The 24701-nt window shown below is 52.3% G+C and carries 22 protein-coding genes and 2 tRNA genes; 7 read left to right on the top strand and 17 right to left on the bottom strand.

Features of this window, described 5'->3' with window-relative positions:
• Nucleotides 1-2: 2 nt before the first annotated feature.
• The 4 genes from NMQ00_RS06345 to NMQ00_RS06330 form a co-directional block, all read right to left on the bottom strand.
• Nucleotides 3-1472: an alpha-amylase gene (locus NMQ00_RS06345; RefSeq protein WP_255178397.1), complete on the bottom strand. Its 1470-nt coding sequence runs from the start codon at nucleotides 1470-1472 to the stop codon at nucleotides 3-5.
• Nucleotides 1473-1596: 124 nt separating this feature from the next.
• Nucleotides 1597-1670: transfer RNA gene (locus NMQ00_RS06340), tRNA-Ile, on the bottom strand.
• 4 nt (nucleotides 1671-1674) lie between these two features.
• A tRNA-Met gene (locus NMQ00_RS06335) sits at nucleotides 1675-1751 on the bottom strand.
• Between the two features lie 108 nt (nucleotides 1752-1859).
• Nucleotides 1860-3503 (bottom strand): Na/Pi cotransporter family protein, encoded by a 1644-nt coding sequence (locus NMQ00_RS06330; RefSeq protein ID WP_255178396.1) that lies wholly within the window; start codon nucleotides 3501-3503, stop codon nucleotides 1860-1862.
• Nucleotides 3504-3684: 181 nt separating this feature from the next.
• Between NMQ00_RS06330 and NMQ00_RS06325 the strand changes: the two genes are divergently transcribed.
• Entirely contained in the window at nucleotides 3685-4161 is a 477-nt protein-coding gene (locus NMQ00_RS06325) for a hypothetical protein (protein ID WP_255178395.1), read from the top strand.
• A gap of 15 nt (nucleotides 4162-4176) precedes the next feature.
• Here NMQ00_RS06325 and NMQ00_RS06320 read toward each other — a convergent pair whose 3' ends face one another.
• On the bottom strand, nucleotides 4177-5862 hold the full coding sequence (locus NMQ00_RS06320; protein WP_255178394.1) for a methyl-accepting chemotaxis protein: 1686 nt from the start codon (nucleotides 5860-5862) through the stop codon (nucleotides 4177-4179).
• Nucleotides 5863-6079: 217 nt separating this feature from the next.
• Between NMQ00_RS06320 and ispG the strand changes: the two genes are divergently transcribed.
• Nucleotides 6080-7201: a flavodoxin-dependent (E)-4-hydroxy-3-methylbut-2-enyl-diphosphate synthase gene (gene ispG, locus NMQ00_RS06315; protein WP_021065716.1), complete on the top strand. Its 1122-nt coding sequence runs from the start codon at nucleotides 6080-6082 to the stop codon at nucleotides 7199-7201.
• 71 nt (nucleotides 7202-7272) lie between these two features.
• Nucleotides 7273-7854: a 5' nucleotidase, NT5C type gene (locus NMQ00_RS06310; protein WP_255178393.1), complete on the top strand. Its 582-nt coding sequence runs from the start codon at nucleotides 7273-7275 to the stop codon at nucleotides 7852-7854.
• A gap of 31 nt (nucleotides 7855-7885) precedes the next feature.
• Here the strand turns inward: NMQ00_RS06310 and NMQ00_RS06305 are convergent, their stop codons facing one another.
• Genes NMQ00_RS06305 through NMQ00_RS06290 form a run of 4 tightly spaced genes read right to left on the bottom strand, consistent with a single transcriptional unit; the run spans nucleotide 7886 to nucleotide 11358 of the window.
• A complete protein-coding gene (locus tag NMQ00_RS06305) occupies nucleotides 7886-9283 on the bottom strand; it encodes an NAD(P)H-hydrate dehydratase (protein ID WP_255178392.1) in 1398 nt (465 codons plus the stop codon).
• A gap of 59 nt (nucleotides 9284-9342) precedes the next feature.
• Nucleotides 9343-9753: a Fur family transcriptional regulator gene (locus tag NMQ00_RS06300; protein ID WP_255178391.1), complete on the bottom strand. Its 411-nt coding sequence runs from the start codon at nucleotides 9751-9753 to the stop codon at nucleotides 9343-9345.
• Nucleotides 9740-10603, bottom strand: a complete 864-nt coding sequence (locus NMQ00_RS06295; protein WP_255178390.1) for a metal ABC transporter permease — start codon at nucleotides 10601-10603, stop codon at nucleotides 9740-9742. The genes NMQ00_RS06300 and NMQ00_RS06295 overlap by 14 nt, the downstream gene beginning before the upstream one ends.
• Entirely contained in the window at nucleotides 10600-11358 is a 759-nt protein-coding gene (locus tag NMQ00_RS06290) for a metal ABC transporter ATP-binding protein (protein ID WP_255178389.1), read from the bottom strand. The genes NMQ00_RS06295 and NMQ00_RS06290 overlap by 4 nt, the downstream gene beginning before the upstream one ends.
• A 188-nt stretch (nucleotides 11359-11546) precedes the next feature.
• Between NMQ00_RS06290 and NMQ00_RS06285 the strand changes: the two genes are divergently transcribed.
• The 3 genes from NMQ00_RS06285 to NMQ00_RS06275 all read left to right on the top strand — a co-directional run bounded on the left by NMQ00_RS06285 (nucleotide 11547) and on the right by NMQ00_RS06275 (nucleotide 15504).
• Nucleotides 11547-13079, top strand: a complete 1533-nt coding sequence (locus tag NMQ00_RS06285; protein ID WP_255178388.1) for a Ppx/GppA family phosphatase — start codon at nucleotides 11547-11549, stop codon at nucleotides 13077-13079.
• The gene (locus tag NMQ00_RS06280) at nucleotides 13076-15241 is read left to right on the top strand and encodes an RNA degradosome polyphosphate kinase (protein WP_255178387.1); all 2166 of its coding nucleotides are present in this window, start codon (nucleotides 13076-13078) and stop codon (nucleotides 15239-15241) included. Before NMQ00_RS06285 ends, NMQ00_RS06280 begins: the two co-directional genes overlap by 4 nt.
• Nucleotides 15242-15333: 92 nt before the next feature.
• Nucleotides 15334-15504, top strand: coding sequence for a DUF1427 family protein (locus tag NMQ00_RS06275; protein WP_114166135.1), 171 nt, complete (start codon nucleotides 15334-15336; stop codon nucleotides 15502-15504).
• A gap of 32 nt (nucleotides 15505-15536) precedes the next feature.
• Here the strand turns inward: NMQ00_RS06275 and NMQ00_RS06270 are convergent, their stop codons facing one another.
• The 5 genes from NMQ00_RS06270 to NMQ00_RS06250 all read right to left on the bottom strand — a co-directional run bounded on the left by NMQ00_RS06270 (nucleotide 15537) and on the right by NMQ00_RS06250 (nucleotide 21189).
• Nucleotides 15537-16100: a hypothetical protein gene (locus NMQ00_RS06270; protein WP_255178386.1), complete on the bottom strand. Its 564-nt coding sequence runs from the start codon at nucleotides 16098-16100 to the stop codon at nucleotides 15537-15539.
• A gap of 1 nt (nucleotide 16101) precedes the next feature.
• Nucleotides 16102-17004 (bottom strand): deoxyribonuclease IV, encoded by a 903-nt coding sequence (locus tag NMQ00_RS06265; protein ID WP_255178385.1) that lies wholly within the window; start codon nucleotides 17002-17004, stop codon nucleotides 16102-16104.
• An 81-nt stretch (nucleotides 17005-17085) separates the two neighbouring features.
• The gene (locus NMQ00_RS06260) at nucleotides 17086-18438 is read right to left on the bottom strand and encodes a DEAD/DEAH box helicase (protein ID WP_369696455.1); all 1353 of its coding nucleotides are present in this window, start codon (nucleotides 18436-18438) and stop codon (nucleotides 17086-17088) included.
• A 52-nt stretch (nucleotides 18439-18490) separates the two neighbouring features.
• Nucleotides 18491-19429 (bottom strand): sugar ABC transporter substrate-binding protein, encoded by a 939-nt coding sequence (locus tag NMQ00_RS06255; protein WP_255178383.1) that lies wholly within the window; start codon nucleotides 19427-19429, stop codon nucleotides 18491-18493.
• A complete protein-coding gene (locus NMQ00_RS06250; RefSeq protein ID WP_255178382.1) occupies nucleotides 19426-21189 on the bottom strand; it encodes a sensor histidine kinase in 1764 nt (587 codons plus the stop codon). Before NMQ00_RS06250 ends, NMQ00_RS06255 begins: the two co-directional genes overlap by 4 nt.
• Before the next feature lie 120 nt (nucleotides 21190-21309).
• Here NMQ00_RS06250 and NMQ00_RS06245 point away from each other — a divergent pair, with 120 nt between their 5' ends.
• Nucleotides 21310-22263, top strand: a complete 954-nt coding sequence (locus NMQ00_RS06245) for a 4-hydroxy-3-methylbut-2-enyl diphosphate reductase (protein ID WP_255178381.1) — start codon at nucleotides 21310-21312, stop codon at nucleotides 22261-22263.
• A gap of 42 nt (nucleotides 22264-22305) precedes the next feature.
• On the opposite strand, the gene NMQ00_RS06240 is transcribed toward NMQ00_RS06245, so the two are convergent.
• The 3 genes from NMQ00_RS06240 to cccA all read right to left on the bottom strand — a co-directional run bounded on the left by NMQ00_RS06240 (nucleotide 22306) and on the right by cccA (nucleotide 24570).
• Nucleotides 22306-23418 (bottom strand): Nif3-like dinuclear metal center hexameric protein, encoded by a 1113-nt coding sequence (locus tag NMQ00_RS06240; RefSeq protein ID WP_255178380.1) that lies wholly within the window; start codon nucleotides 23416-23418, stop codon nucleotides 22306-22308.
• Nucleotides 23418-24134, bottom strand: coding sequence for a tRNA (adenine(22)-N(1))-methyltransferase (locus NMQ00_RS06235; protein ID WP_255178379.1), 717 nt, complete (start codon nucleotides 24132-24134; stop codon nucleotides 23418-23420). Before NMQ00_RS06235 ends, NMQ00_RS06240 begins: the two co-directional genes overlap by 1 nt.
• A gap of 97 nt (nucleotides 24135-24231) precedes the next feature.
• Nucleotides 24232-24570 carry a cytochrome c550 gene (gene cccA, locus NMQ00_RS06230; protein WP_131437476.1) on the bottom strand — a complete coding sequence of 113 codons (339 nt, stop codon included), beginning with the start codon at nucleotides 24568-24570 and terminating at the stop codon, nucleotides 24232-24234.
• Nucleotides 24571-24701: the final 131 nt, after the last annotated feature.

Here is a 24701-nt window from a genome sequence, read left to right as displayed (position 1 = left end):
CCTCACTCGACGTCTTGTTCCGGCAACGCCCAAACAGAAATCGACCCTGCCGCCACTTTAAATACCCCATTTCCATCTTCGTCAATCTCAACGATCTCATCGACGGTCTGCGTCAAGTCGACCCATTTCTCACCGGCACGGTGTTCGCCGACGAACATCGTTTTCTCGGCCGCTTCACTGTTCGAGATAAGGACGGCACAACCAGAACGTTCAATCTCCTCGACACCACAACGGACCCAACCGATGACGTGTTCATCATCGAAATAGTCGTCTTGTTGTCCGTACGCTTTTTCACGGCGAGCATAAAGGAGGGGATCAATCGCCGGCTTTTTCCCTTCGGCCGGATGCGGACCGTTGATGCCGTAATAGTCACCGTAGAACACACATGGGTAACCGTCTTGGCGAAGCAAGATCAAGCCGTAAGCGATTTGTTTGAACCAATCTTCGACCCATGACTCGAGCGCTTCCGCCGGTTGCGAATCGTGGTTATCGACGAACGTCACCGAGTGGAGCGGGTGGGACTGGACGAGCGTGTCGTCAAAGATCGTCCGCATATCGAACGATTCCCCTTCCGTTGAGGCGCGTTGCAGATTGTAATGGAGCGGCACGTCGAACAAATCGACATGATAATCAATGTTGTCGAGGAACTCACGGCACGCTTCGAGCTCCGATTTCCAAAACTCACCGACCAAATAGAAGTTTTCGCCTTTTTCGGCTTTCATCGTCTCGCTGAACTCTTTGACGAAGTCATAGTTGATATGTTTGATCGCATCGAGTCGGAACCCGTCACATTTCGTCTCCTCGATGAACCACTTGCCCCAGCTGAGCACTTCGTCTCGCACTTCTGGGTGGTGGTAATCGATATTGGCGAACATCAAATAGTCATAGACACCAAACTCATCGTCGACGTTGTCGTTCCATTTCTTGTTTTCACCAAGAATGAAGAAGATACCGCTATGGTCGTTCGCAGCGTTATAGTCCGTCCCGTTGAAATGGTGGAAGTTCCATTTGAAAGAAGAATGCTTATCGTTCCGACCTTCGAAATCGAACTTGGTCCACCCTTCAATCTCGAACGGTTCTTCCGATAGCACTTTCGTGCGATCTTCCGGGTCGACTTCGAGGACATCAAACTTCTCGGTCGCATCTGCACCCGCTTTATGGTTTAAGACGACGTCCATATAGACTTGCATGCCAAGTTCTTGGGCATGCTTTGTCGCCTCGAGCAACTCTTGTTTTGTGCCGTATTTGGTCGCGACCGTTCCTTTTTGATCAAACTCACCTAAATCATACAAATCGTACACGCCATATCCCGTATCCTCGTCGCTCTGTCCTTTCGTGACAGGTGGCAACCATAATGCGGTAATTCCGACTTCCTTCAATTCAGAAGCTCGTTCTTTCAATCGCTTCCAATGTTTCTGGTCAGCCGGGACGTGCCATTCAAAAAATTGCATCATCGTATGATTTCGTTCCATCTCGCTTCGCCTCATTTCATATTTTTCAAAAAACAAAATGCTAACGGATATTTACCCATGACTTCGGATTTGAAAACTAAAAATGAAAACAAAAAAACAGCTTTCAATCGAAAGCTGTCACAAATGGACCCTGTAGGACTTGAACCTACGACCGGACGGTTATGAGCCGTCTGCTCTAACCAGCTGAGCTAAGGGTCCTAATTGGTAGCGGCGGAGGGAGTCGAACCCACGACCTCACGGGTATGAACCGTACGCTCTAGCCAGCTGAGCTACACCGCCACGTTGTTATACAGTAATAATATACTGAATAGAGGAGTCACTGTCAATCAAAAGTCACATCTAACCAAAAAGTCCCTCTGGCTCATCTGAGCTAGAGGGACTGTTCGATTACACGATTCCTTCGTTTGCATCTTCAAGCGTGATTTCTGTGATGTTCATCGCGTGGTCACCGATCCGCTCCAAGTTCGAGAGCATATCGACGAAGAACATCCCGGCTTGGCCGTCACATTCGCCTGTGTTCAAGCGAACGACGTGATTTTTACGGAATTGACGTTCAAGCATATCGAGTTTCGCTTCCATCTCGATGACTTGACGAGCTTCGACCATGTCACCGCTCGCAAGTGTTTGAAGCGACTTCTCGAGCGTGGAACGAGTCAAATCGTACATCTCCGTCAACTCTTTTTGAGCGTCGGCCGAAAGATTGACGCGCGTTGCCGTCTTATAGTCAATCAACTCGATGATGTTCTCGACGTGGTCACCGATTCGTTCAATATCATTGATCGCATGCATGAGTGTCTTGTGCTCTTGCGATTCTTGTTCTGTCAAATCGACAGCGGCAAGCTTCACGAGGTAATCCGTGATTTTCGAGTTGAGCGAGTTGAGCGCGTCTTCGATATGCGCCGACTTCTCAGCATGTTTTTTATCACCAGTTGCCATATATTTGCGTGCTTCATCGAGACCAAGTTTCGCGAAATCGCCCATGCGGATGACTTCATATTTGGCTTGTTCGACAGCAATCGATGGAGACTGTTGGATGAAGATCGGATCCAAATGTTGTGCTTTCGTATCGACGATTGAATCTTCGCCTGGCACGAATTTCGTCACGATCCATGCAATCGTTCCGATAAACCAGAATTGAATTACGGTGTTCAACACATTGAACGTTCCGTGAGCGAAAGCGATTTGCATCTTGTCTTCGATCGCCAACAGGTCTGTGATCCAGTAAATATATTGCGTGAACGGAATCAAGAGAATTAAGAAAATCGCTGTTCCGATCAAGTTGAAGATAACGTGAGCAGCAGCCGCACGACGGGCCGCGACCGAGGCACCAATCGAAGCGAGAATCGCCGTGATCGTCGTCCCGATGTTATCCCCGAACAAGACAGGAAGTGCCGCATCGAGTTGAATCGACCCACCCGCGTACAATTCTTGTAAAATCCCAATCGTCGCAGAAGACGATTGAACGATGACCGTGAATACCGTACCGACGATGACGCCGAGGAACGGGTTGTCACTCATTGATTGCGTCAAATCGATGAAGTATTCGCTCGAGCGGAGCGGCTTCATCCCGCCTCCCATAAGTTCAAGACCGTAGAACAGCATCCCGAAACCGAAGAAGATTTGACCTAAGTGTTGCAACTTCTCTTTTTTAAAGAAGAACAGGAGAATGGCACCGATGGCGATAATCGGTAGTGCGTAGGCCCCGACATCGAAACCGATGATGAACGCCGTTACCGTCGTTCCGATGTTTGCTCCCATGATGACCCCGATCGCTTGACGAAGTGTCATGAAGCCGGCACTGACGAGACCGACCGTGATGACCGTAGTACCTGACGATGATTGAATTAAGACCGTTACAATGATCCCGGCTAGTACTCCGAGGAACGGATTCGATGTATACTTATCAAGGATGTCGCGCAGGCGGTTACCTGCTGACTTTTGGAGGCCGTCTCCCATCGATTTGATACCGAAGAGGAAGATCCCTAATCCTCCAAAAAACATGAATAACATTTCTTGCAAATTGTATTCCACGATTTTTGTACTCCTTTTGATTGTGAATTAGTTGTGTTTGCTTGGTTTTTATTGCCCTACTCATTATGCCCGCATCACCCATTCGATGTAAACAGGTTTAATGTTAAGGTTTTATTAAACCACTGTATGAATTATGTATGTTTTTCAGGTTTTGTACTATAACAGATTGGAGTTTGATTTTATGCTCAAAACGACATCACAGTTTCTTCGCCACAGCCTTTACCCGACCAAGCAAGCGTTACGCCTCCGCCTCGCCCCGCTCCACGCCTATATGTTGGCGAGTCTTATCTTGACGCTTGTGGTCACGCTGCTCGATTACGCCGTGTTACAGCCCGATTTCTTTTGGCCGATGTGGATCTTTTTACACGGCTTCGCCATCTTCTTCTTCTATATGGGGTTCGTCGCACTCAGCGCCCTTTTCGTCCAACTCGTCACGAGATGGTACACGAAGAAGACATGGCCGTATCGTCAAGCTTGGCCATATGCCGTCGCGATGACGATGATTCCAGTCCTCTTCCTAGTCACCTTATACCATACCGCGCCCTCGTTGACTTGGCTCGGTGTCCTCTTATCTTTCATCTATTTGATTGTTCCGTTGCGTCATATCCCTGTCAAATCGAAACTATCAAAAAAGCCGGACAGCGCACGTTTGCGTTGAGCCGGCTTTCTATTGTTATAATGTGGGGGCCAAATCAGACAACACGGCCTGGAGTCGTTGACTTTGGTTGCCTAAGTCGATCCCTGCACCTTGTAACGTCTGTTGCACGTCCGACCAACCTTCGACGCCTTCATATAATTCGTCTAATCTTCGTTCGAGCGCCACGCCTACTTCTTTTAATTGTTCATTCGCTTCCGCCATATGTAGTAATTGATGTCCGGTGGCGGTTGTTTGCTCGGTGATGGATTGGAACTGCGTCATTTGCCTTCTCACTTCCTGGTCGATTGTTTCAATCCCGCCTTCGACACGGTGTAACGTCTCACCCAAATAAACGATATCCTCTTCGAATCGTTTCATCTCGTCAAAAATCTCGGCTCGCTCCAATCGAATGGCTTCAATCGCCGCCACGGCCGACAGCGTCGATTCATTCGTGACTTTCGCCAACTGTCCGACCTCATGGGCGACGAAGGCAAACCCTTTGCCATGCTCCCCGGCCCGGGCCGCTTCGATCGAGGCGTTGAGTGCCAACATCTTTGTCGCGGCCGCGACGGACAAAATCTTCCGAAGCGCGTCATCCGCCTGCTCAGACGTGCCTTCACTTTCAAGCAAACGGTTCTGGACCGCACTCGCTTTCTTTGCGAATCGCTCGCTGGCCCCTTTGACGGTCGAGAATGATTCAATCTCAGTCGTGATCGTCTGTTTCAACGCCTCGGCCCGCTGATCAATCGAACCGATCTCTTGTTCGAGCGAACGGACTTGTCCCGCCAAATCTGTAAAGCGATGCGTCGATTCGTTCGTGAACGACTGATAAGATTGACTCGTCGACGCGACGGTCGCGGCAACTTTCTTGAACCCCGTCACTTGCTGTTGATTCGCTTCAAGTTGTCGCATAAACACCGGTAGACTCGATTCAAAAGCGGTCGACGTCTCGAGCATCGTCAACAACGAACGTTTCCATAGCCCGATAAATGTGTTGTACTCTCGTTCCAAACTTCGCATTTCAAACGATTTTGCGTGAAGTTCGACCTCTGAGAACGACCGCGTGGCCACTGATTCCCGAAGCCGGACCGCAAATGCCCTCAACGGCTTGATTTCCCGGCGGATCATAAACGAGAATAAGCCGACCATCATGACGAGCATGATCGTGATTGCGGCGAGGACAAGTTCTCTCAAATTCCACATCGTGCCGAGCACTGATTGTTTCGTGACGACGATCGCATAGTGGGCTTTCAACTCTGGAATCGGTGCCGTGACGATGAACACATCATCTTGTTCGCCGACCCTCACATCGTCCGTCCTGATTTCATCCAGACGGTTCATAAACCGATCCTCGACTTGTCGGCCGCTCAATTGCTCGACTTGTGTGTCGCGCAATAAATATTGACTGGCCTCTAGACCGTCCGCCGATAGAATTGAAGCCTGTTGCATATACATCGACTTCAAAGCCCGATTCAATACTTTTTCATTCGCGACGTACGCCCCATACGTCGTCTTTACCGTTTCGCGGACGACGGTCGCTTCCCGATGAAGCCGTTTCTCGACTTCGCTCGTCAACAACTGCTCCGCTCTTAAGGCGAACCACCCGAACACGGTTAAAAAGAGGACGAGCATGACCGGCATCAACGTCCATAGCAAGCGATGGCTCATCGTCCTTTCGGCCTGTTGCTTCCTACTCCATATTCGTTTCAATCGTTCAAACATTATACATTCCACCTTTTCAGACGTCATTTCTTTGAATATATCGGTCCTCAGACGGTGGAAAATTATGAAGCATCTGTTAAGATAACGTTAGCGTTTTGTAAGAGCACACCGATCAAGCGCTTGCCGGGTGCTTTTTCACAAACATTTCGTTATGATAATAAGGAAACCACTCACCTTAAATCGATTGGAACCTTTCCAAAAGAAGGAGATTACGTATATGTCAGAAATTTTGCATCGTTCATTAACCCGTCCGATTCGTGTCGGTAACCTCATCATCGGTGGATCCAACGAAGTCGTCATCCAGTCGATGACGACAACAAAAACCCATGACGTCGAAGCGACCGTCGCTGAGATTTTGCGTCTCGAAGAAGCGGGCTGCCAAGTCGTCCGCGTCGCTTGTCCGGACGAGCGTGCGGCCGATGCCCTCGCTGAGATCAAGAGCCGTATCAACATCCCGCTCGTCGTCGATATTCACTTTGACTATAAACTAGCGCTCAAAGCCATCGAGAGCGGTGTCGATAAAATCCGCATCAACCCGGGTAACATCGGTCGTCGCGAGAAAGTCGAGGCGGTCGTCAACGCCGCCAAGGCGAAAGGCATCCCGATTCGCATCGGTGTCAACGCCGGTTCACTTGAAAAGCAATTCCTTGAGAAATACGGTTATCCGACGGCCCAAGGGATGGTCGAGAGTGCCATGCACCACGTCAAGATCTTAGAAGACCTTGGCTTCTATAACACGATCATCTCGCTTAAGGCGTCTGACGTAAACCTCGCCCTCGAAGCGTACACGCTCGCGGCCAAGACGTTCGATTACCCGCTCCACGTCGGAATCACAGAATCGGGCCCGCTCTTCTCGGGGTCACTCAAGTCAGCGGCCGGCCTCGGTGCGATCCTTTCACTCGGAATCGGTTCGACGGTCCGCGTCTCGCTATCTGACGACCCGGTCGAGGAGATCAAAGTCGCCAAAGAAGTGCTCAAGTCGTTCGGTCTCGCAGCCAACGCGGCGACGCTCATCTCGTGCCCGACTTGTGGCCGCATCGAGATCGACTTGATCTCGATCGCCAAAGAAGTCGAAGAATATATTCAAAACATCAACGTCAACATTAAAGTCGCCGTCCTCGGCTGCGCGGTCAACGGACCAGGTGAGGCCCGTGAAGCCGATATCGGCATCGCCGGTGCCCGTAACGAAGGTTTGCTCTTCCGTCACGGGAAGATCATCCGGAAAGTGCCGGAAGCCACGATGGTCGAAGAGTTGAAAAAAGAAATCGACGCTATCGTCGCTGAGAAATTGGCCGCTCGTGAACTCGAAGAGCAAGAGCTCGCCAACCAATCTAACTAATCCTTCGCCCGCTCGGTTGCAACCGAGCGGGCTTTTGGTACAATAAGGGTTATGAGCAAGGAGGGACGCACATGCACATCGGGATTGACCTCGACGGAACCGTCACGGATCCGCAAAGTTGTTTTCACTATATGAATGATGCGCTCGGGTACGCCATCGATTATCATCAGGCGACCGAATACGAGCTGCATACGTATACAGATATGACACAAGAGGCGTTTTGGCGCTTCATGATCGAACAAGGCCACGAAGAGGCCATCTATCGGCGCTCACTTCCGCATTCTGAAGTGAACGCTGTCTTATGGAACATGCGCAAGGCCCACCGCCTTCATTACGTCACGGCCCGGAGCGAGGCCGTACGTGCCGTCACCGAGGAGTGGATTCGGCAACATGACCTTCCACTTGACTCGCTCATCATGACAGGGAGCCACGACAAGGTCGGTGTCGTCAAACAGCTCGAACTCGACTTGTTCATGGAAGACCGCTATGAGAACGCGATCTCCATCCACGAACAGACATCGATTCCCGTGTTGTTGTTCGACGCTCCGTACAATCGGAAACCGCTGCCAACCGGTGTGAAACGGATCACGTCTTGGAACGAGGCCCAGCATATCGTGCGCCACATCGCGACGACAAATTCGATCACCATCTAAAAAAGAGGAATCCCACGTGGATTCCTCTTTTTTAGATGCGCCCGATCGCTTCGATGATATCGGTCGCCAAGACGCTCGCAGGATGAATTTGTTCGCTCGCCTCTTTCGCTGCCAGGGCGTGCCAGAGGACGGCCTGCTCGTTCGGCGACTTGTCGGCACGGATTCGGTCCGTCCTTGCCCAAAGCGCGAGCAAGATTCCCGTCAATACGTCACCGCTCCCGCCTTTCGCGAGTGCCGACGCCTCGACTGTATTGACCGCCCCGGTTCCGTCTGGCTTGACGATGAGTGTGTACGTTCCTTTCAAAATGAGATGAACTCCATGAGCCTGTGCGAATTCAGAGGCAATCCGAAAACGATCCGCTTCGATCTCATCGACCGACTTGTCCATCAATCGAGCCAGCTCACCCGGATGCGGGGTCAGTGTGAGCGGTCCTGACGCCTCGAGGTGCTCTTTCGTCAATGCTCCGGCATCCACGATGAGCGGTGCCTTGCTCCGGCTTACAGCTGCCCATGAATGAGCGAGTCGCGCATCATCGACTAGGCCGGGACCAATCGCATTGGCTGCATACTCCTTGTCCAGTAACTCATCGATTCCGTAATACATCGCCTCCGGTAAACTCGAGGCGAGCGCAAGCGCTTCATTCGGGATGACCAAATCGAGTAGCCCGATTCCGGTCCGAAGCGCCGCCCGTCCTGCCAAGAACGGGGCTCCAATCAAATGCCGACTCCCGCCAATCAAGCGACCGTGCCCATACGTGTTTTTGTGACTGTACGTATCTCGTTCGAGCAGGGAACGGTCAAAATCTGAGGCTGTCAGCACACGCCATGTTGACGTGTGTGGCAACCCGATCTCGACGACCTCGACTTTACCGTAATATGGAGCGGTCCGTTTTAAAAAAGCGCTCCGCTTATAACCATGGAGCGAGAAAGTGACTTCTGCCTCGACCGCGTGCCCGTCAAACGCCAACGCGTCGTCACTCGGGACACCAGACGGAACATCGATGGCCACGACGGGCGCTTGTTGCTCGCGTATCCAAGAGATGACGTCCCTTGCCGTTCCATTGACCGGTCCATGGAAGCCGACCCCGAACAAGGCATCGATGACGTGATCGGCATCTCGTGGCTCATCCGTGACCGTGACGAACCCTCGCGCGTACGTCGCGTGCCGTTTCGCTTCGTTCGACTTTGGATCTCCAAACGGGGCATAGACGGTGACCGCATGACCTCGCTGCGCCAATTCGCGTGAGATGACCCAACCGTCTCCCCCGTTGTTACCAGCGCCACAGACGACGAGGATGGACGATTGTGGCGAGAAGGTCAGACGCGCCGCCAAAGCCGACGCTGCCCGCTCCATCAAGACGTCGGCTGGCATCCCTTTCCGGAGCGCCGTCTCATCAGCTTGCTTGATCTCGGCTGCTGTGTAAATCATCTCGACTCCCCCCTCTCCTGATTCGACAAAAAAGGGATTGCAGACACAATCCCTTCTCGTCACTTACATTGTTTACAATACCCGTAAATCTCGAATTTATGATCAACGACCTCAAAATCGGGATCAAGCGTCTCGACGTAGCGCATCGGACAGAGCTCGAGCAACTTCGTCTTGCCGCAACCGCGACAAATGAGGTGATGATGGTGATGATTAGACCCGCACGTGACACGGAACGCTTTCTCCCCGTTCAATTCGGTCGCTTCAAGCAAACCTTCTTCGGCGAACGACTTCAAGTTGCGATACACCGTGTCAAAGCTCATCGTCGGATGTTTCGAGCGCATATAGTCGAGGACGTCTTTGGCACTGACGTAACGTTCTTCCGCCGCGAGAAAGGCAAACATCTCAATCCGTTTCGGTGTCACTTTGAGCGATGAGGACTGTAGGCGGGTCAACTGTTCAGTTTCCTTCATAACGCACCTCCTTCTTCCGAGCGAATCCAATCCGTTCGGCCAACATGACAATCGCTAAAATCATAACGGCGAGCAAGACGATGACACCGCCCGGGGCGACATCGAGTTCGTAGGCGAGCACGAGCCCGCCAATCGTCGCGATTTCACCGAAGACGATCGACCAGAGAATCGTCTGTTTAAAGCTGTTCGTGAACCGGAGCGCGGCCGCGACCGGCAGCGTGATGAGACTCGAGACGAGGAGCGTACCGACGATGCGCATGCTGACGGCGATGACGAGCGCGACGACGAACATGAACAGCACGTGGAGCATCGTGCTCGGCAAACCGGACACTTTTGCTTGTTCTTCATCGAACGACAAGAACAATAGCTGTTTATAGAACACGACGATGACGAGTAACGTGATTCCGGCCACCGCCAAAATCAACCAAATATCCGATAGACTGACCGCGGAGATCGAGCCGAACAACAGTGTCGACAAATCGATGGAAAATCCGCGTGACAGCGAGATGAAGATGGCACTGAGCCCCATCCCGGCCGACATCATGATGGGGATCGATAGTTCTTGAAAGTGCACGTACTTTCCGCGGAGCCAGTTGAGGCCGAGTGCCGCGAGCACGGACACGAGCGTCCCAAGATAAAGCGGGTTCAAGTCGCTGAACAATAAGATGTATTGTCCGAGAAACAGACTGAACGATATTCCGGCAAGCGTCATGTGGGATAGCGCATCGGCAATCAAACTCATCCGTCTGACGACGACGAACGAGCCGATGAGCGGAGCGGTGAATCCGATGACAACGGCTGCGATGAACGCATAACGTAAAAAGCTGTACGTGAAGAGATCGGCGATCATGACGTACCTTCATGGACGAGCACTTTGACCGGATATGGCTTGATCGCGGTCAACTCGCCGAGTTCGCTATACTCTTTCAAGCCACAGTTGCACGCCATCCGTCCGTGGTCGAGATGGACGACTTTCGTGACGAGGTCCGTGACGACGTTCAAGTCGTGCGTCACGAGAATGAACGTGCACATCGTATGTTCACGCAACAGATGGAGCACCTCGTAGAAGTCGCGCAAATGTTTTTGGTCGACTCCGACCGTCGGTTCATCCAAAATGAGCAAATCCGGCTGATTGACCATGGCCCGGGCGATAAAGACGCGCTGTTGTTGCCCACCTGACAGGGTGCCAATCTTCCGATGCCGAAACTGCCACATGTTGACCGTCTCGAGAGCATTTTGGATGGCGGCTCTGTCTTCGATGTTCAACCGTTTGAACAAACCGAGTCGTCCATAGCGGCCCATGGCCACGACTTCCTCGACCGTCACCGGAAACCCCGAGTTAAACGACGCCGCTTTTTGGGAAACGTAACTGATACGGGACTTGTCTTTGAACTGGCCTTGGGGGCGACCGAACAGTTCGATCGATCCGGTTTGCGGCGCTAATAAGCCGAGAATGGTCCGAATCAATGTCGATTTACCGGAACCGTTCTCCCCGACGACGGCAACGAAGTCGCCTTGGTGTATATCGATGGACACGTCCTGTAGCGCGGCGGTCCCATCGTAGTGATAGGAAACATGATTTAATTTTACGACGGATGTCGTCATAAGCTACCCTTCTCTCGTATGATAAATCGTAATCATTTCTACTTGCTTGGCGTCTGTATTATACAGAATATCAGTCCAGGCTTCAAGTATGAGGCGATGAGAGCAGGTTGAGTTCGGTCACTCCGAATTCCATATGTACTTTCAAGTTCTTCGTTGTACACTAGAGATAACGCAGAGGGGGTTTTTCCGTGGAGAAAAAGCTAGCAGTCATCGATATCGGGTCCAACTCGATTCGTAACGTCATTTTTGAAGTGAACGGCCACGGCCAGTATTTCGAACGATTGAACGTGAAGGAAGTGGCCCGGTTATCGAGCCATATCACCGAGGATAATGAACTGTCCGAGTCTGGGATCGAGGCGCTCATCGAGACGCTCGACCATTTCAACCGATTGAACGCGCATCACGAAGTGAAAGAAATATTACCGGTCGCGACGGCCGCCATCCGCAACGCCAGCAACTCCAACGCCATTTTAGATGAAGTGCGACAAGCGACGGGCATGGAGATTCGTCTGTTGAGCGACTATGAGGAAGCCTTTTACGGCTACTCGGCCATCATCAACTCAACGTATATCGAGGATGGGTACTCGGTCGATATCGGCGGCGGCTCGATGGAAGTGACGTACTTCAAGGATCGTGAACTCGTCTTCTATCACAGTTTCCCGTTCGGGGCGGTCACCTTGACCGAGGACTTCATGAAAGGTGATACACTCACGAAAGACGAGCGCAAGCACCTGACGTCGTTTTTGAAAAAGTCGTTCAAAGACATCGACTGGCTCGTACCGCATGGTATCCCGCTCGTCGGGGTCGGAGGAACGGCTCGAAACCTCGTCCGGGTCGAACAGTCGCTGTCCTTGTTCCCGCTTGAAGGCATCCATCAATACACAATCGGAGCCGACCGCCTACATGACGTCGTGGATGAGCTCATCGATATGTCGAGCAAACAGCTCGGCCGACTCGACGGCTTGTCGAAAGATCGAATGGACATCATCGCCCCGGCCGTCACCGCCATCGATGAACTGGCGAAATATTTGAAAGTACCTGAGTTCATGATGAGCAACAACGGGCTGCGCGAGGGCTTATTCTACGAATATTACTTAAAAGAAAACAACCGTGTCCGCTTCGGCGACGTCAAAGAAGAAAGTTTCCGCCACTTCGAGAACCAATATGACGTCGACCCGGTCCGGCACCAACATTTGATTCACTTGGCCCGTCAAATCTATACCGGCCTGATCGAGACGAAGACGATCAAACCGAAACCATTCGAACCCGGCCTGTTAGAAGGGGCTTGCCGCCTCGCCTACGTCGGGGAATACATCGACCATAACAACAAGAGTGACCACACGTTCCACTTGATCACGACAAACGATTTTAAAGGGATGAACAACGAGGACCGGCTCGCACTCGCCTTGGTGACGTCTTATAAATCGCGGCGCCTGCTCGAACAACATATCGAGGGCTTCCCGGAATGGTTCGACTCGAAGATGTTGAAGAGTCTTGAATTGCTCGGCTCGATCGTCAAACTCGTCGACGCGCTCGATTTGACCGAACGTCAAGTCGTCGAGAACATCGACGTCACTTCGTCGGACGAGGGACTCGTCTTGAAACTTCACACGCACAGCTCGCCGCGTTTTGAAGTCCAGCGCGGCATCCGCCACAAAAAACATTTGGAACGTGCCATCGACCAAATAATCGAGTTACGTGTAGAGGAGAGAGAGTCATGACCATCTACTTACCCGAACATTTCAATAACCGTGAGCTCAGCTGGCTGAGTTTCAACGAACGTGTCCTCCAAGAAGCAATGGACGAACGTAACCCGCTCATGGAGCGCTTGAAGTTTCTCGGCATATTCAGTTCGAACCTCGACGAGTTTTACATGGTCCGTTTCGGCGGATTGAAAGATGAAGTGCTCGCCGGCTTCAACCGTCCGGAAGACAAGGCCGGATTGACACCAAAACAACAAATCAAAGCCATCTCTATCAAAGCCCAGGAGCTCGTCGAGGTGCAGTACGCGACGTATAAAAAAATCGTCAAACAGCTCGCCTCGGAGAACGTCCGCTTTTTACGGCCGAAACATTTGAACAAAGAACAGCTCGACTTCGTCAAGTTGTACTTCCGGACCCACGTCTTCCCGGTGTTGACGCCAATCGCCGTCGATGCCTACCGTCCGTTCCCGATGTTATTGTCCAAATCACTCAATATCGCCGTCGAGATCGCCTCGACCGCTGAAGGCAAAAAACGGCTCGCTCTCGTCCAAGTACCGGCCGTGTTGCCGCGTTATCTTGAACTGCCGACAGAAGACGAGGACCATACCGACTTGATGTTGCTCGAGGACGTCATCATTCAGTTCATCGACTCGCTGTTCAAAGGTTTTGAAGTCGAGTCGACGATGCCGTTCCGGATCACACGGAACGCGGATATGCCGTTCCATGAGGAAGGAAGCCGCGACGTCCTGAAACAGATTGAAAAAGAGTTGAAGAAACGGCGCTATGGTGTCGCGATTCGCCTTGAGGTTCAGCAACGGTCGCTCAGTAAAGAGCTCTTGTTCATGCTTCAGGACGTGCTCGATTTGCATGACCGCGATATCTTCCTCGTTGACGGCCCAATCGATTTGACGTTCCTGTTTGGGGTGTATAACAAGATTGGCATCGAGTATGACGACATGATCAATGAGACGCTCATCCCGTTCGTCCCGGAAGGACTCGAGCCAGGGAAAGACTTGTTCCAAGCGCTACTCAAACGCGACTACTTGCTCCACCACCCGTATCATTCGTTCGACCCGGTCGTCCGCTTCATCGCTCAAGCCGCCAAAGACCCGAACGTGCTCGCTATCAAGCAGACGCTCTACCGTGTCTCCGGCGACTCGCCGATCATCAAGGCGTTGACCGACGCCGCCGAGAGCGGGAAACAAGTGACCGTCCTCGTCGAATTGAAGGCCCGGTTTGACGAGGAGAAGAACATTCAATGGGCGAAACAGCTCGAGAAGGCCGGCGCCCACGTCATTTACGGCTATAAGGAGTTGAAGACCCATTCGAAGATCACGCTCGTCGTCCGCATCTTAGAAGGTGGTGTCCTACAGCGGTTCCTCCATCTCGGCACCGGTAACTACAACGACTCGACCGCCAAACTGTACACGGACATCGGTTTGTTGACAACAAATGAAGAGCTCGCCGAAGACGCGACCAACTTCTTCAACTGGCTCTCCGGTTACGGTGAACGCCCGTCATGGCACAAGTTTGAGACATCACCGGATGACATGCACGACTTCTTCCTTCAAAAGATTGACGAAGAGATTAAACTGCACGAGAAATACGGGAACGGCCGCATCGTCGCCAAGATGAACTCGATCACGGACAAGCCAATCATCACCAAACTGTATGACGCCTCGCAGGCCGGTGTCAAAATCGATTTGATCATCCGCGGCATCTGTTGTTTGCGTCCCGGAATCAAAGGCATATCGGACAATATCCGCGTCGTGTCCATCATCGACCGGTATTTGGAGCACTCACGCATCTTCTACTTCTATCAAAACGGGAAAGAAGACTTGTATTGCTCATCGGCCGACTGGATGACGCGCAACATGCGCAAACGGATCGAGATCCTCTTCCCGATCCTTGACGCGGGACATAAGTCATACATCAAAGATATGCTCGCGCTGCAACTCGTCGATAACGTGAAGGCGAGAATCCAGCGTGCTGACGGCAGTTACGTCTATTTGAAACAAGAGGCCGGACAAGAGCGAATCCAATCACAAATCATCATCCACCAATACACCGGCGGGCGCTGGAACAACATTCCGAGCGTGTTTGAGCGCGAACCGTCGAACTGGGCCGAACGGGAAGTCCTCCGCTTGCGAGCCGAAAACGAGAAAATGACAGATGACTGATGTTAGACTTCTCAAATGAGAATGAACATTGTATAATGAGTTCGGTTACCTGTTAGTTAAGCGTTTTCATTTCGAATATGGAGGAATCATTCATGCAAGAAATCCTATTGTCATTGCTCGCTGGTCTCATTTGTGGCATGATTTTCACGGCCTTGAAGTTGCCGCTCCCTGCCCCGCCGGTCTTACCGGGCGTCGTCGGCATCTTCGGCGTGTTTCTTGGGATGAAAGTATATCAATTCGCACTCGCGAACTGGCCATTTTAATTCAAAAAACGAAGCCCGCGGGCTTCGTTTTTTTATAGATCATAATGTCTCGCTTTGTGGCATGTCGGGCATAGCCACATGCCGCTCCCTGACTCGAGATGATACTCCATCAAACGAATCCCGGTACGTCCGAAACGGTTCAAGTCATCCCCGCACGCTTCACAGACCGCCGTCGGGGCGAGCTCTAACACTGCCTGCTCTTCGGTCAAGTGGGCAGTGAACGTCTCCCGGGTCCACTTGGCGGACGGGACGCGGTACCCTTGCTCCCATTTGATGCGGATGACGGCGTCCGTGTCTTCCTCGTACATCCCTGATTGAAGCAACGGATGATGGAAATCAAGGCCGATCACGTCGACGAGGCTGTACGTCTTCGGTTCTGGTCCCGCCTTCGTCCGCCAATAACGGTCGGCCGGGCGCTTGGTCATCTCGACGAGCATGACTTCGACTTCGGCAACAATCCCGTATCCGAGAATCTCAATCCAAGCTGTCCCCTCATCAAGCCGGCCTTCCACGTAAAATGGGCTCGCTTCTTGAAAATACGTCGGAAGCGCAGACAAGACGTCATACTCGTTCGGATCGATTCGGATGATGTTCATCTTATTGGTGCGCGAGCGTGAACTGTTCGCGCCATTCGGCATCGAACCGGTTCGCCCGGAACATCTCGATCTCTTGCTTGTATGGTGCTACTTTCGTCTTCTCACTGATCGGGATATACGGCGTCTCCAAAATCTTAGGCAAGTGAGTGAACGCCTCATGGTGGATAATCCGGTTCAACGTATCAAAGCCGATCTCCCCGTAGCCGATATTCTCGTGACGGTCTTTCTTCGCACCACGGACATTCTTCGAGTCGTTGACGTGGATGACACCAAGACGGTCCAATCCGACGATTTGATCGAATTGTTCGATGACACCGTCCAAGTCACCGACGAGGTCGTAACCCGCGTCATGAACGTGACACGTGTCAAAACAGACCGAGAGCCGGTCGTTATGTGTCACTCCATCGATGATCGTCGCTAGCTCCTCGAACGTCTTGCCGAGCTCACTGCCTTTCCCAGCCATCGTCTCGAGCGCGATTTTGACCGTCTCGTCCCCGGTGAGCACTTCGTTCAAGCCCTCGATGATGCGAGCGAGTCCGACGTCTTCACCGGCACCGACGTGGGCACCCGGGTGAAGGACGACGTGACGTGCGACTTGGAGCGCCTCGGCCCGTTTAATTTCGGAGGCCAAAAACGAGACGGCGAGTTCGAACGTCTCCGGTTTCGTCGTGTTCCCCAAGTTGATGATATACGGGGCATGGACGACGATCTCGTCGATGTCGTACGCCGCCATATGGGCGAGCGCCGCCTCGATATTCAAATCCTCGATCGGTTTGCGCCGCGTGTTTTGGGGTGCACCCGTATACACCATCATCGTGTTAGCGCCGTATGAGACGGCCTCTTCACTGCCTGCGAGTAGCATCTTCTTACCGGATACTGAAACGTGGGAACCAATTTTTAACATAGTCACTTCTCCTTCATTCTCATCTGTCCTTAGTGTACACAAAAAGAAGAATCGACTCCACGAAGTCGATTCTTCTTTTGCTTAGCGTCGGTTCTTTTTACGAACTTCGCGACGTTCCTGACGTTGGCTCTGCATATGCTCACGTGAGGCCGTCTCTTTCAATTTATACTTGAACTTCTTCTTGTAACCAGGCTTGACCTTTTTCTTCGCCTTCTTGATTTCGCCCGCCATCCGGCTGTGCGCCGTTTGCGAGACTTTCATCTTCCGGTCGGTCGTGCGGCGTTTGCGTGTCTTGATCTCTTGAAGCGATCCGTTCTTCAAATCGACGTGCTTGAATGTGAAACCACGCTCTTCGAGTCGATTGATTGGACCGTTCTCGTGATCTTCATACAACGTGTACGCTTCGCCAGTCTCCCCAGCGCGGCCCGTACGGCCGACACGGTGCGTATAGAAGTCGAGGTCTTTCGGAATTCCGAAGTTGATGATGTGCGACACACCTTTAATATCGATGCCGCGCGCCGCCAAGTCTGTGGCGATCACGAACTGATATTTTGCGTCGTTGATGTCTTTGATCGCTTGCTTCCGGCGACGGGCTTGCATGTCCCCATGAAGCGTGCCGACGTTGAGTCCCGCCTCGCGGAACGACGTCTCCAACTCATCCGCATCTTGTTTCGTGTTCGTGAACACGAGACAGACGAACGGGTTGATCGCTTTTGCGATTTCGACCGTCAACGCCTTGCGGTCACGGTGACGGACCGGGATGACGTGATGCTTGATTTTCGGAACGACGCGATGCTCTTCACTCGCTTCCGCGTAACGCGGGTCATGCAAATATTTCTTCAAGAACGGTTGCAGCTTCTCAGGGATCGTCGCTGAGAAGACCATCGTTTGAAGTTTCTCTGGCAATGCCTGTGCGATGCGGTCGACTTCAGGCAAGAAGCCCATGTCGAGCATTTGGTCGGCTTCGTCGACGACGAAGTGCGTGACTTTGTGCGGGAATAACGCTTGGACTTTCATCAAGTCGAGTAGACGACCTGGTGTCCCGATGATCAGTTGTGGTGGGTTTTTCATCTTGTCGATTTGTCGTTCCCGGTCAGTTCCTCCGACAATCAGACTTGTTTTAATATAGTCCGGCTGTTTGACGAGGAGTGTTTTCAACTCTTCGTGAATCTGCCAAGCGAGTTCGCGCGTCGGTGCGACGACGATGGCTTGGACCGATTCTTCTTTCGGATCGATCGCTTCTAAAATAGGTAAGAGGAACGCAAGCGTCTTCCCCGTCCCGGTTTGTGATTTCCCAATGATATCGCGGCCATTCATCGCAGCCGGGATAATCCGGGCCTGAATGTCCGTCGGTACTGTGATGCGCTTTTCTGTCAAGGCATCGACGATAAACGGTAACAATTTGAACTGTTGGAAGCTGTTCAATCGATACACCTCCTGTTTCTTTCCACTTTTCCTAGCATAGCGGAATCTAATCATTTGTCAATTAATCTTTTGCGAGCCCTTCATACAAATAGCTCGACGAATAGTAGTGTGACGCAATTTTCTTGCCGTTCAAATGATGTTCGAGCGCCTTGAATCCGACCTCGATCATCTCGTTCGGTGATTGGACAACCGTCGCATCGACTTTCCCGCTATGGATGAGCGGATAAATGCCCGTCACGCCGTCGACCGATACGAGCGTCTTGTCGCTGAGACCATGGCTTTCAAGGGCGCGGACGACACCGAACGTATTGTCATCATTGTGGGAAAAGACGGCATCGAACGGGATATCGGCATCGAGCCAACGTGACATCTCAATCTCCGCTTGGAACGTATCGTAATTACCGGTGATCGAAGCGACGACTTGCAGGTTGTCGTTGGCTTTGTCGTATTCCGTCAACCCGAGGCTCCGGTCGATCGTCGAGCGGACTTTAGCGGTCCCTCTCACTTCGACGACACGAATCGGACGGTCGAGCCCGGCGTGTTGGGCGGCGATATGGTTCGCTGCCATTCGGCCGATCTCGACGTTATCGGACATGACCGATGTCACGACGCTTTCATGGTCGATCATCCGGTCAATGGCGATAATCGGGATGCCTTCCCGTTCGGCCCGTTCGAGCGATGGGCGGATGAACGATTCATCGAGCGTCGTCACGAAGATCGCTTCGACCCCGCGATCAATCAGCGCATCCAATTTTTCTTTCTCGAGGACACGGGAATCCTCACTCGTCGTCGGGACAGGGATGAACCCTTTTTGATTCGCTGTCCGGACGAACGCGGCCAACAGTTTATTGGCATGCTCATGTTTTTCACTGACGAACACGAAACCGACTTCATTATTTGCTCTCGTCCGTTCCGGTAATTGAATCGATGTGATCAATAGAATCGACAGCGCCCAGACGACCGGTAGCCAAAGCCAGTAATGTTTAAATCCTTTCGTCATGGGTGCGACCGCCTTGGGATTTTAATCATCATGGCCGTACCTTCTCCTTCAACACTCTCAATTTCCATGTGGCCGTTCACGGCTTTCAAGTATTCGCGAATCATGTAGAGCCCCAAGCCGTTGCCGTTCTCTTTCGTTGTATAAAACGCGGATCCGACCGACTTGACTTGGGCTTCGGTCATGCCGATCCCATTGTCTTCGATCAAGAAGCGGTAGTCCCGCTCTGTGAATTGAATCGTGACTGTCACGACCCCGTCGGCACCTTTCGCATCGACGGCCTCGACCGCGTTTTTGAACAAGTTATAGATGATTTGGACGAGCATGTCATTCGAACAGTAAAATGGCGGCATGTCGTTCGGAGTGTTCAACTCCCAGTTTGTGACCCGCTTATAGCATTCGGCATCGAGCAAGAATTCGAGACGTTTCGCAAACTCGGTCATGTCGAGCCACTCTTCCTGCAGCTTCGCCTGGTCGGGCTTCGCAAGCGTGAGCATCGTCGTGATCAAGTGGTTGGCCCGGTCGAGCTCTGAAAGAGCGAGATCGAGCATGTCGCTGCTGCTATGTCCTTCTTTCACCATCTGCAACGTGATTTGGACCGGCGTGAGCGGGTTACGAATCTCATGGGCAATCCCGGCAGCGAGCTGTCCGAGCGAGGCGAGCTTCTCTTGTTGAAGCAACAGCTGTTGTTGACTAAGCTGTTCGCGTCGGGCCGTCTCCATGCGTCGGGAGTAATCGTTGTACGTATCGAGCAACGTCTCGACTTCCTTTGAGCCGGTCCGTTCGAGTTGGATCGGTTCAAGCGACTGTTGCTGCTTAATACTTTGAACGAGTTCAAGCAGCGGGCTCGTCAGTGTCCTCGACAACAGCAAGCCGACCAGAATGCTCAAGAAGAACGTGACGAGCGTGATCATCAAGTATTGCCAACGCGTCGCATACACGGCTTCGTAGACGGAATCGGTACTATGCTTCGCGAGGACGCTCCAGCCGTTGACACGCGCATCGGGCTCATACATGAGGACATCGTCTTTCGTACTGAACACCGAACGTACGTCGTAGGCGTCCGTCGCTTCGATAATGGACCGGGACAAGCGCCGTTCTGCGTCCGTGACGAGATTGAATGATGTCGACAAAACCTCGCCCCGTTCATTCAACAAGTAGAGAATCATGTCATCATTCGCCGATTCGAGCATCCGGCGATATAAATCTGAGTTGAGCACGCTGATACTTCCGCCGAACATCCCGACCATCCGGTTGTCTTCAAGCACTGGGACGTATAAATACGTCCCGACGTCACCCGAGATCGAGATCGGGTCACTCATAAACAAGTCGTTCCTGCCGCCGGTGAGCACTTCTTGAAATTTCGAATCGCTCTTGAGCGTCAGCGCCGGCACTTGCCGCTGCGAGTACCACGTGAACGCTTCGCCTTCTAAATCATAATAAAAGATCGAGGTGAAGCTTGTCCGCTGATTCAAATAACCGGTGCGAATCCGTTCTTCGATATATGTCTCATTCCCGACGTAAGCACCGAGGTAGACCAAATCTTCGTATAATTTACCGAGCCGCGTCTCTAGGTTTTCAATACTCCCATCGATCGCGTAGTCAAATTGTTCTTTCGCCAGTTCTTCCGCGCGGGACACCGTCACACGGTCGGCAGAGAAGGCTAGTGAAGAGATGACAAGTCCTAATATAATGAAGATAATGAATGTAATCTGAAAGAAGTACGATTTTCGAACTTCAAGCAATGTTCTTAGGCGTTCCACGGTGTCCCTCCTTTCTAACCTTAAGATTATAGCATGAATACACGGAAATCTTTTCGTATTTTCGAAACAATGTTAGACTAATACGTATGACAGCATCGCGAAAGGAGCGTTCCTTACAAAATGAAAGTTAAAAAAATCAGTCCACGCGGATATTGCTACGGCGTCGTCGATGCCATGAAGCTCGCTAACGAAGCCGTGGCCAACCCAGATTTACCGCGTCCTATCCATATACTTGGCATGATCGTCCATAACCGTCATGTCACCCAAGCATTCGAGGACCTCGGCGTCAAGACGGTCGACGGCGAGGATCGCATGAAAGCACTTGAGACAATCGACCGCGGAACGGTCGTCTTCACCGCCCACGGCATCTCGCCGCTCGTGCGCAAACGTGCCATCGAGAAAGGGTTGACGATTGTCGACGCCTCATGTCCAGACGTCCTGGTCACTCACGATTTGATTCGCGAAAAGACGGCTGACGGTTATGAAGTCATCTATATCGGGAAACACGGCCACCCGGAACCGGAAGGCGCGATGGGCGTCGCTCCTGGAAAGGTCCATCTCGTTCAATATGAGCGTGATTTCGAGGCGCTCCCGGCTCATTTGTATGACGCAAAAATTCTTGTCACAAACCAGACGACGATGAGCCAATGGGACGTCTCGGCCTTGATTGAAATGATTCAAGAGCGTTACCCTCACGTCGAAGTCCACAATGAAATCTGTAACGCGACCCAAGTCCGACAAGAGGCTGTCGCTGAACAAGCTGGTGACTGTGAACTATTGATCGTCGTCGGTGACCCGAAATCGAACAACTCGAATCGTCTGGCACAAGTCTCTAAAGAGATTGCCGGCACGAACGCGTACCGCATCGGTGACTTGAGCGAGCTCGACCTCGCTTGGCTCGCCGGTGTCGAGACGGTCGCCGTCACGTCGGGTGCGTCGACGCCGACGCCAATCACGAAGAAAGTGATCGACTTCTTGACCCAATATGACCCGCTCGATTTGAGCACGCATGATAAGACGCCTTATCTCGAACTGCGCAGCATCCTCCCGAAAGTGAAGGCGCTCCGTAAATGACATGACCCCCGCCCTCATGAGAGGACGGGGGTTTTCGATTGATCAATAAAAACGAAACGGATTCGTATCAGCTTCCGACACGAACAATTCGACATCGAGCTTCGCGCGATCACACTTCTCGCGCATCACATTGACGACGCCTTGCTTCATCACACTTTCCACGTGATGACCTGGGTCGATGACGGAGAGACCGAGCGCCATCGCGTCGTGCGCCACATGGAAATACAAGTCGCCCGTCACATAGACATCTGCGCCTTTGAAATGGGCGGCTGACACATATTTGTTCCCGTCCCCGCCGAGGACGGCCACTTTCTCGATTGTCCGAGTCGGATCACCGACGACCCGGACGGCCTCGACATCAAAGCACGTCTTGACGTGTTCGGCGAACGCCGCGAGTGTAAGCGGCGTCTCGAGACGGCCGATGCGGCCGAGACCGAACACTCTTCCCTCGATGTCGTCACGAATCAAGTCGTAGGCGACTTCTTCATATGGATGGGCGTCCGTCATCGCCTTGAGCACACGTTTCTTCTGGCTTTCGGTGACGATTGTCTCGATTTTCACTTCTTCGACCCGTTCCGTCTTGCCTTGCTGACCAAGGTACGGGTCAGACCCGGCAAGCGGAGTGAATTGCCCTTCTCCTGAGACGGTGAACTGACAATCTCCATAATCCCCGAGTCGTCCGGCACCGGCCCGGCCGAGCGCTTCCGAGACGACAGTCCGATGGGTCGTCGGGACGAAGACGGACAGTTTATACACCGGTTCTTCGTACGTCGGGATGAGCACCGTCGGATCGACTAGCCCAAGCGCCTGACTCATCCAATCGTTGACCCCGCCCTGACAGACGTCCAAGTTCGTATGGGCGACGTAGACGGCGATGTCATGCCGGATGCATTTCATGACAATTCGGCCAGCGGCACTGCGATCGTTCACTTGCGCGAGCGCGCTGAAAATCGGGGGATGGTGGGCGATAATCAAGTCGACGTTCCGCTCGATCGCCTCATCGACGACCGACTCGAGCACGTCGAGCGTCACCATGACCCGTTGTACCGGTTTGTTCAACGTCCCAATTTGAAGACCGATCTTATCGCCCTCGACCGCGAGATGTTTTGGGGCAAACTCTTCAAACAATTGAATGACATGGTTTCCGTTCGCCATCAGTTGCTCACCTCTCTCATTTTGTCGCGCAGCGTCTTGAACTCCTCCTGTTTGCGGATGAGCGCCTCGGTCTGGGCACCGGCGGCCATCTGACCGAGCACGTAATCGAGCTTGTCCGCCTCGCGGCCCCATTTCAGTTTGAACGCCTCCGGGCGCGTCTTGAGCAAATACGGTCCGAACATGAGCTGCCACATTCGTTCTGTGTCATCCATGCTATAGCACGTCTCCGTACCACGCTCTCCGACGAGAATCTCATACACTTTATCGTTCTCCTCGACGATGGATTCAGCGACTAGGACGAACCCTGCGTCGAGCAGCCATTCGCGGACGTGTTGCCCGTCCACGTTCGGTTGCAGGACGAGCCGTTCGACCGCCCCTAATTTGTCACGCCCACTCTCTAAGATGGAACGAATCAAACTTCCACCCATCCCGCAAATCGAGATGCACGTCGCCTCATCTTCTTTGAGAACGGCGAGTCCGTCACCGAGACGGACGTCGATATTTCCGGTCGCCCCAATCAACGCGACTTGGGCTTTGGCCGCTTCCATCGGTCCACGGTTCACTTCGCCGGCGATGGCGCGGTCGACGATGCCTTGCTGTACGAGATAGCACGGCACGTAGGCATGATCGGAGCCAATGTCGGCCACTACGCTACCTTTCGGGATGAAATCGACGACTTGCTTCAGTCGGCGGTCTAACGTCACTTGTTCTTGCATAGGGACAACTCCTTTTTCTACTTCTTCACTATTAGGGTAACGAATATTTATATCTAGGACAACAAAAAACGTACCCCAGAAGGAGTACGTTTCACCCTTATTGTTCGAGCAACCAAGTCGCGAGTACGTCTGCTTCTTCGGCAGTCGCGAGACCGGCTGGCATTGAACCTTTACCGTTGACGATGATGTTTGTGATCTCTTCAGCCGATAAACGTTCGCCGACGCCTGTCAAGGCAGGACCGACGCCACCTTCTAGATTCCCACCGTGGCAACCTGTGCAACCTTTCGCCGCGTACAAGTCTTCCGGGTTCATCTCGGTGACCGCTGGACCTTCAGCAGCCTGCTGAGCTTGGTTCACGCCAAAATACGATAATGAGACCATGGCAATGATTGCGACGATCGCGATCGCTGCAAACGGTAACAATGGATTACGCATTGTATTTCCCCCTCATGTTCATTCCAAATTTCTACCCATCACTATTTTACTCAAAAAATAATAAAGAAGGAAGGAAAATCACTCATTTTCCTTCCTTTCTTCTAAAACTTCACATTTTATTCAAAAACACA

The organism is Exiguobacterium aurantiacum (genome assembly GCF_024362205.1).
GTDB lineage: Bacteria > Bacillota > Bacilli > Exiguobacteriales > Exiguobacteriaceae > Exiguobacterium > Exiguobacterium aurantiacum_B.
The sequence above is the reverse complement of the archived record's forward strand: the minus strand, read 5'-3'. Positions and strand labels throughout refer to the sequence as shown.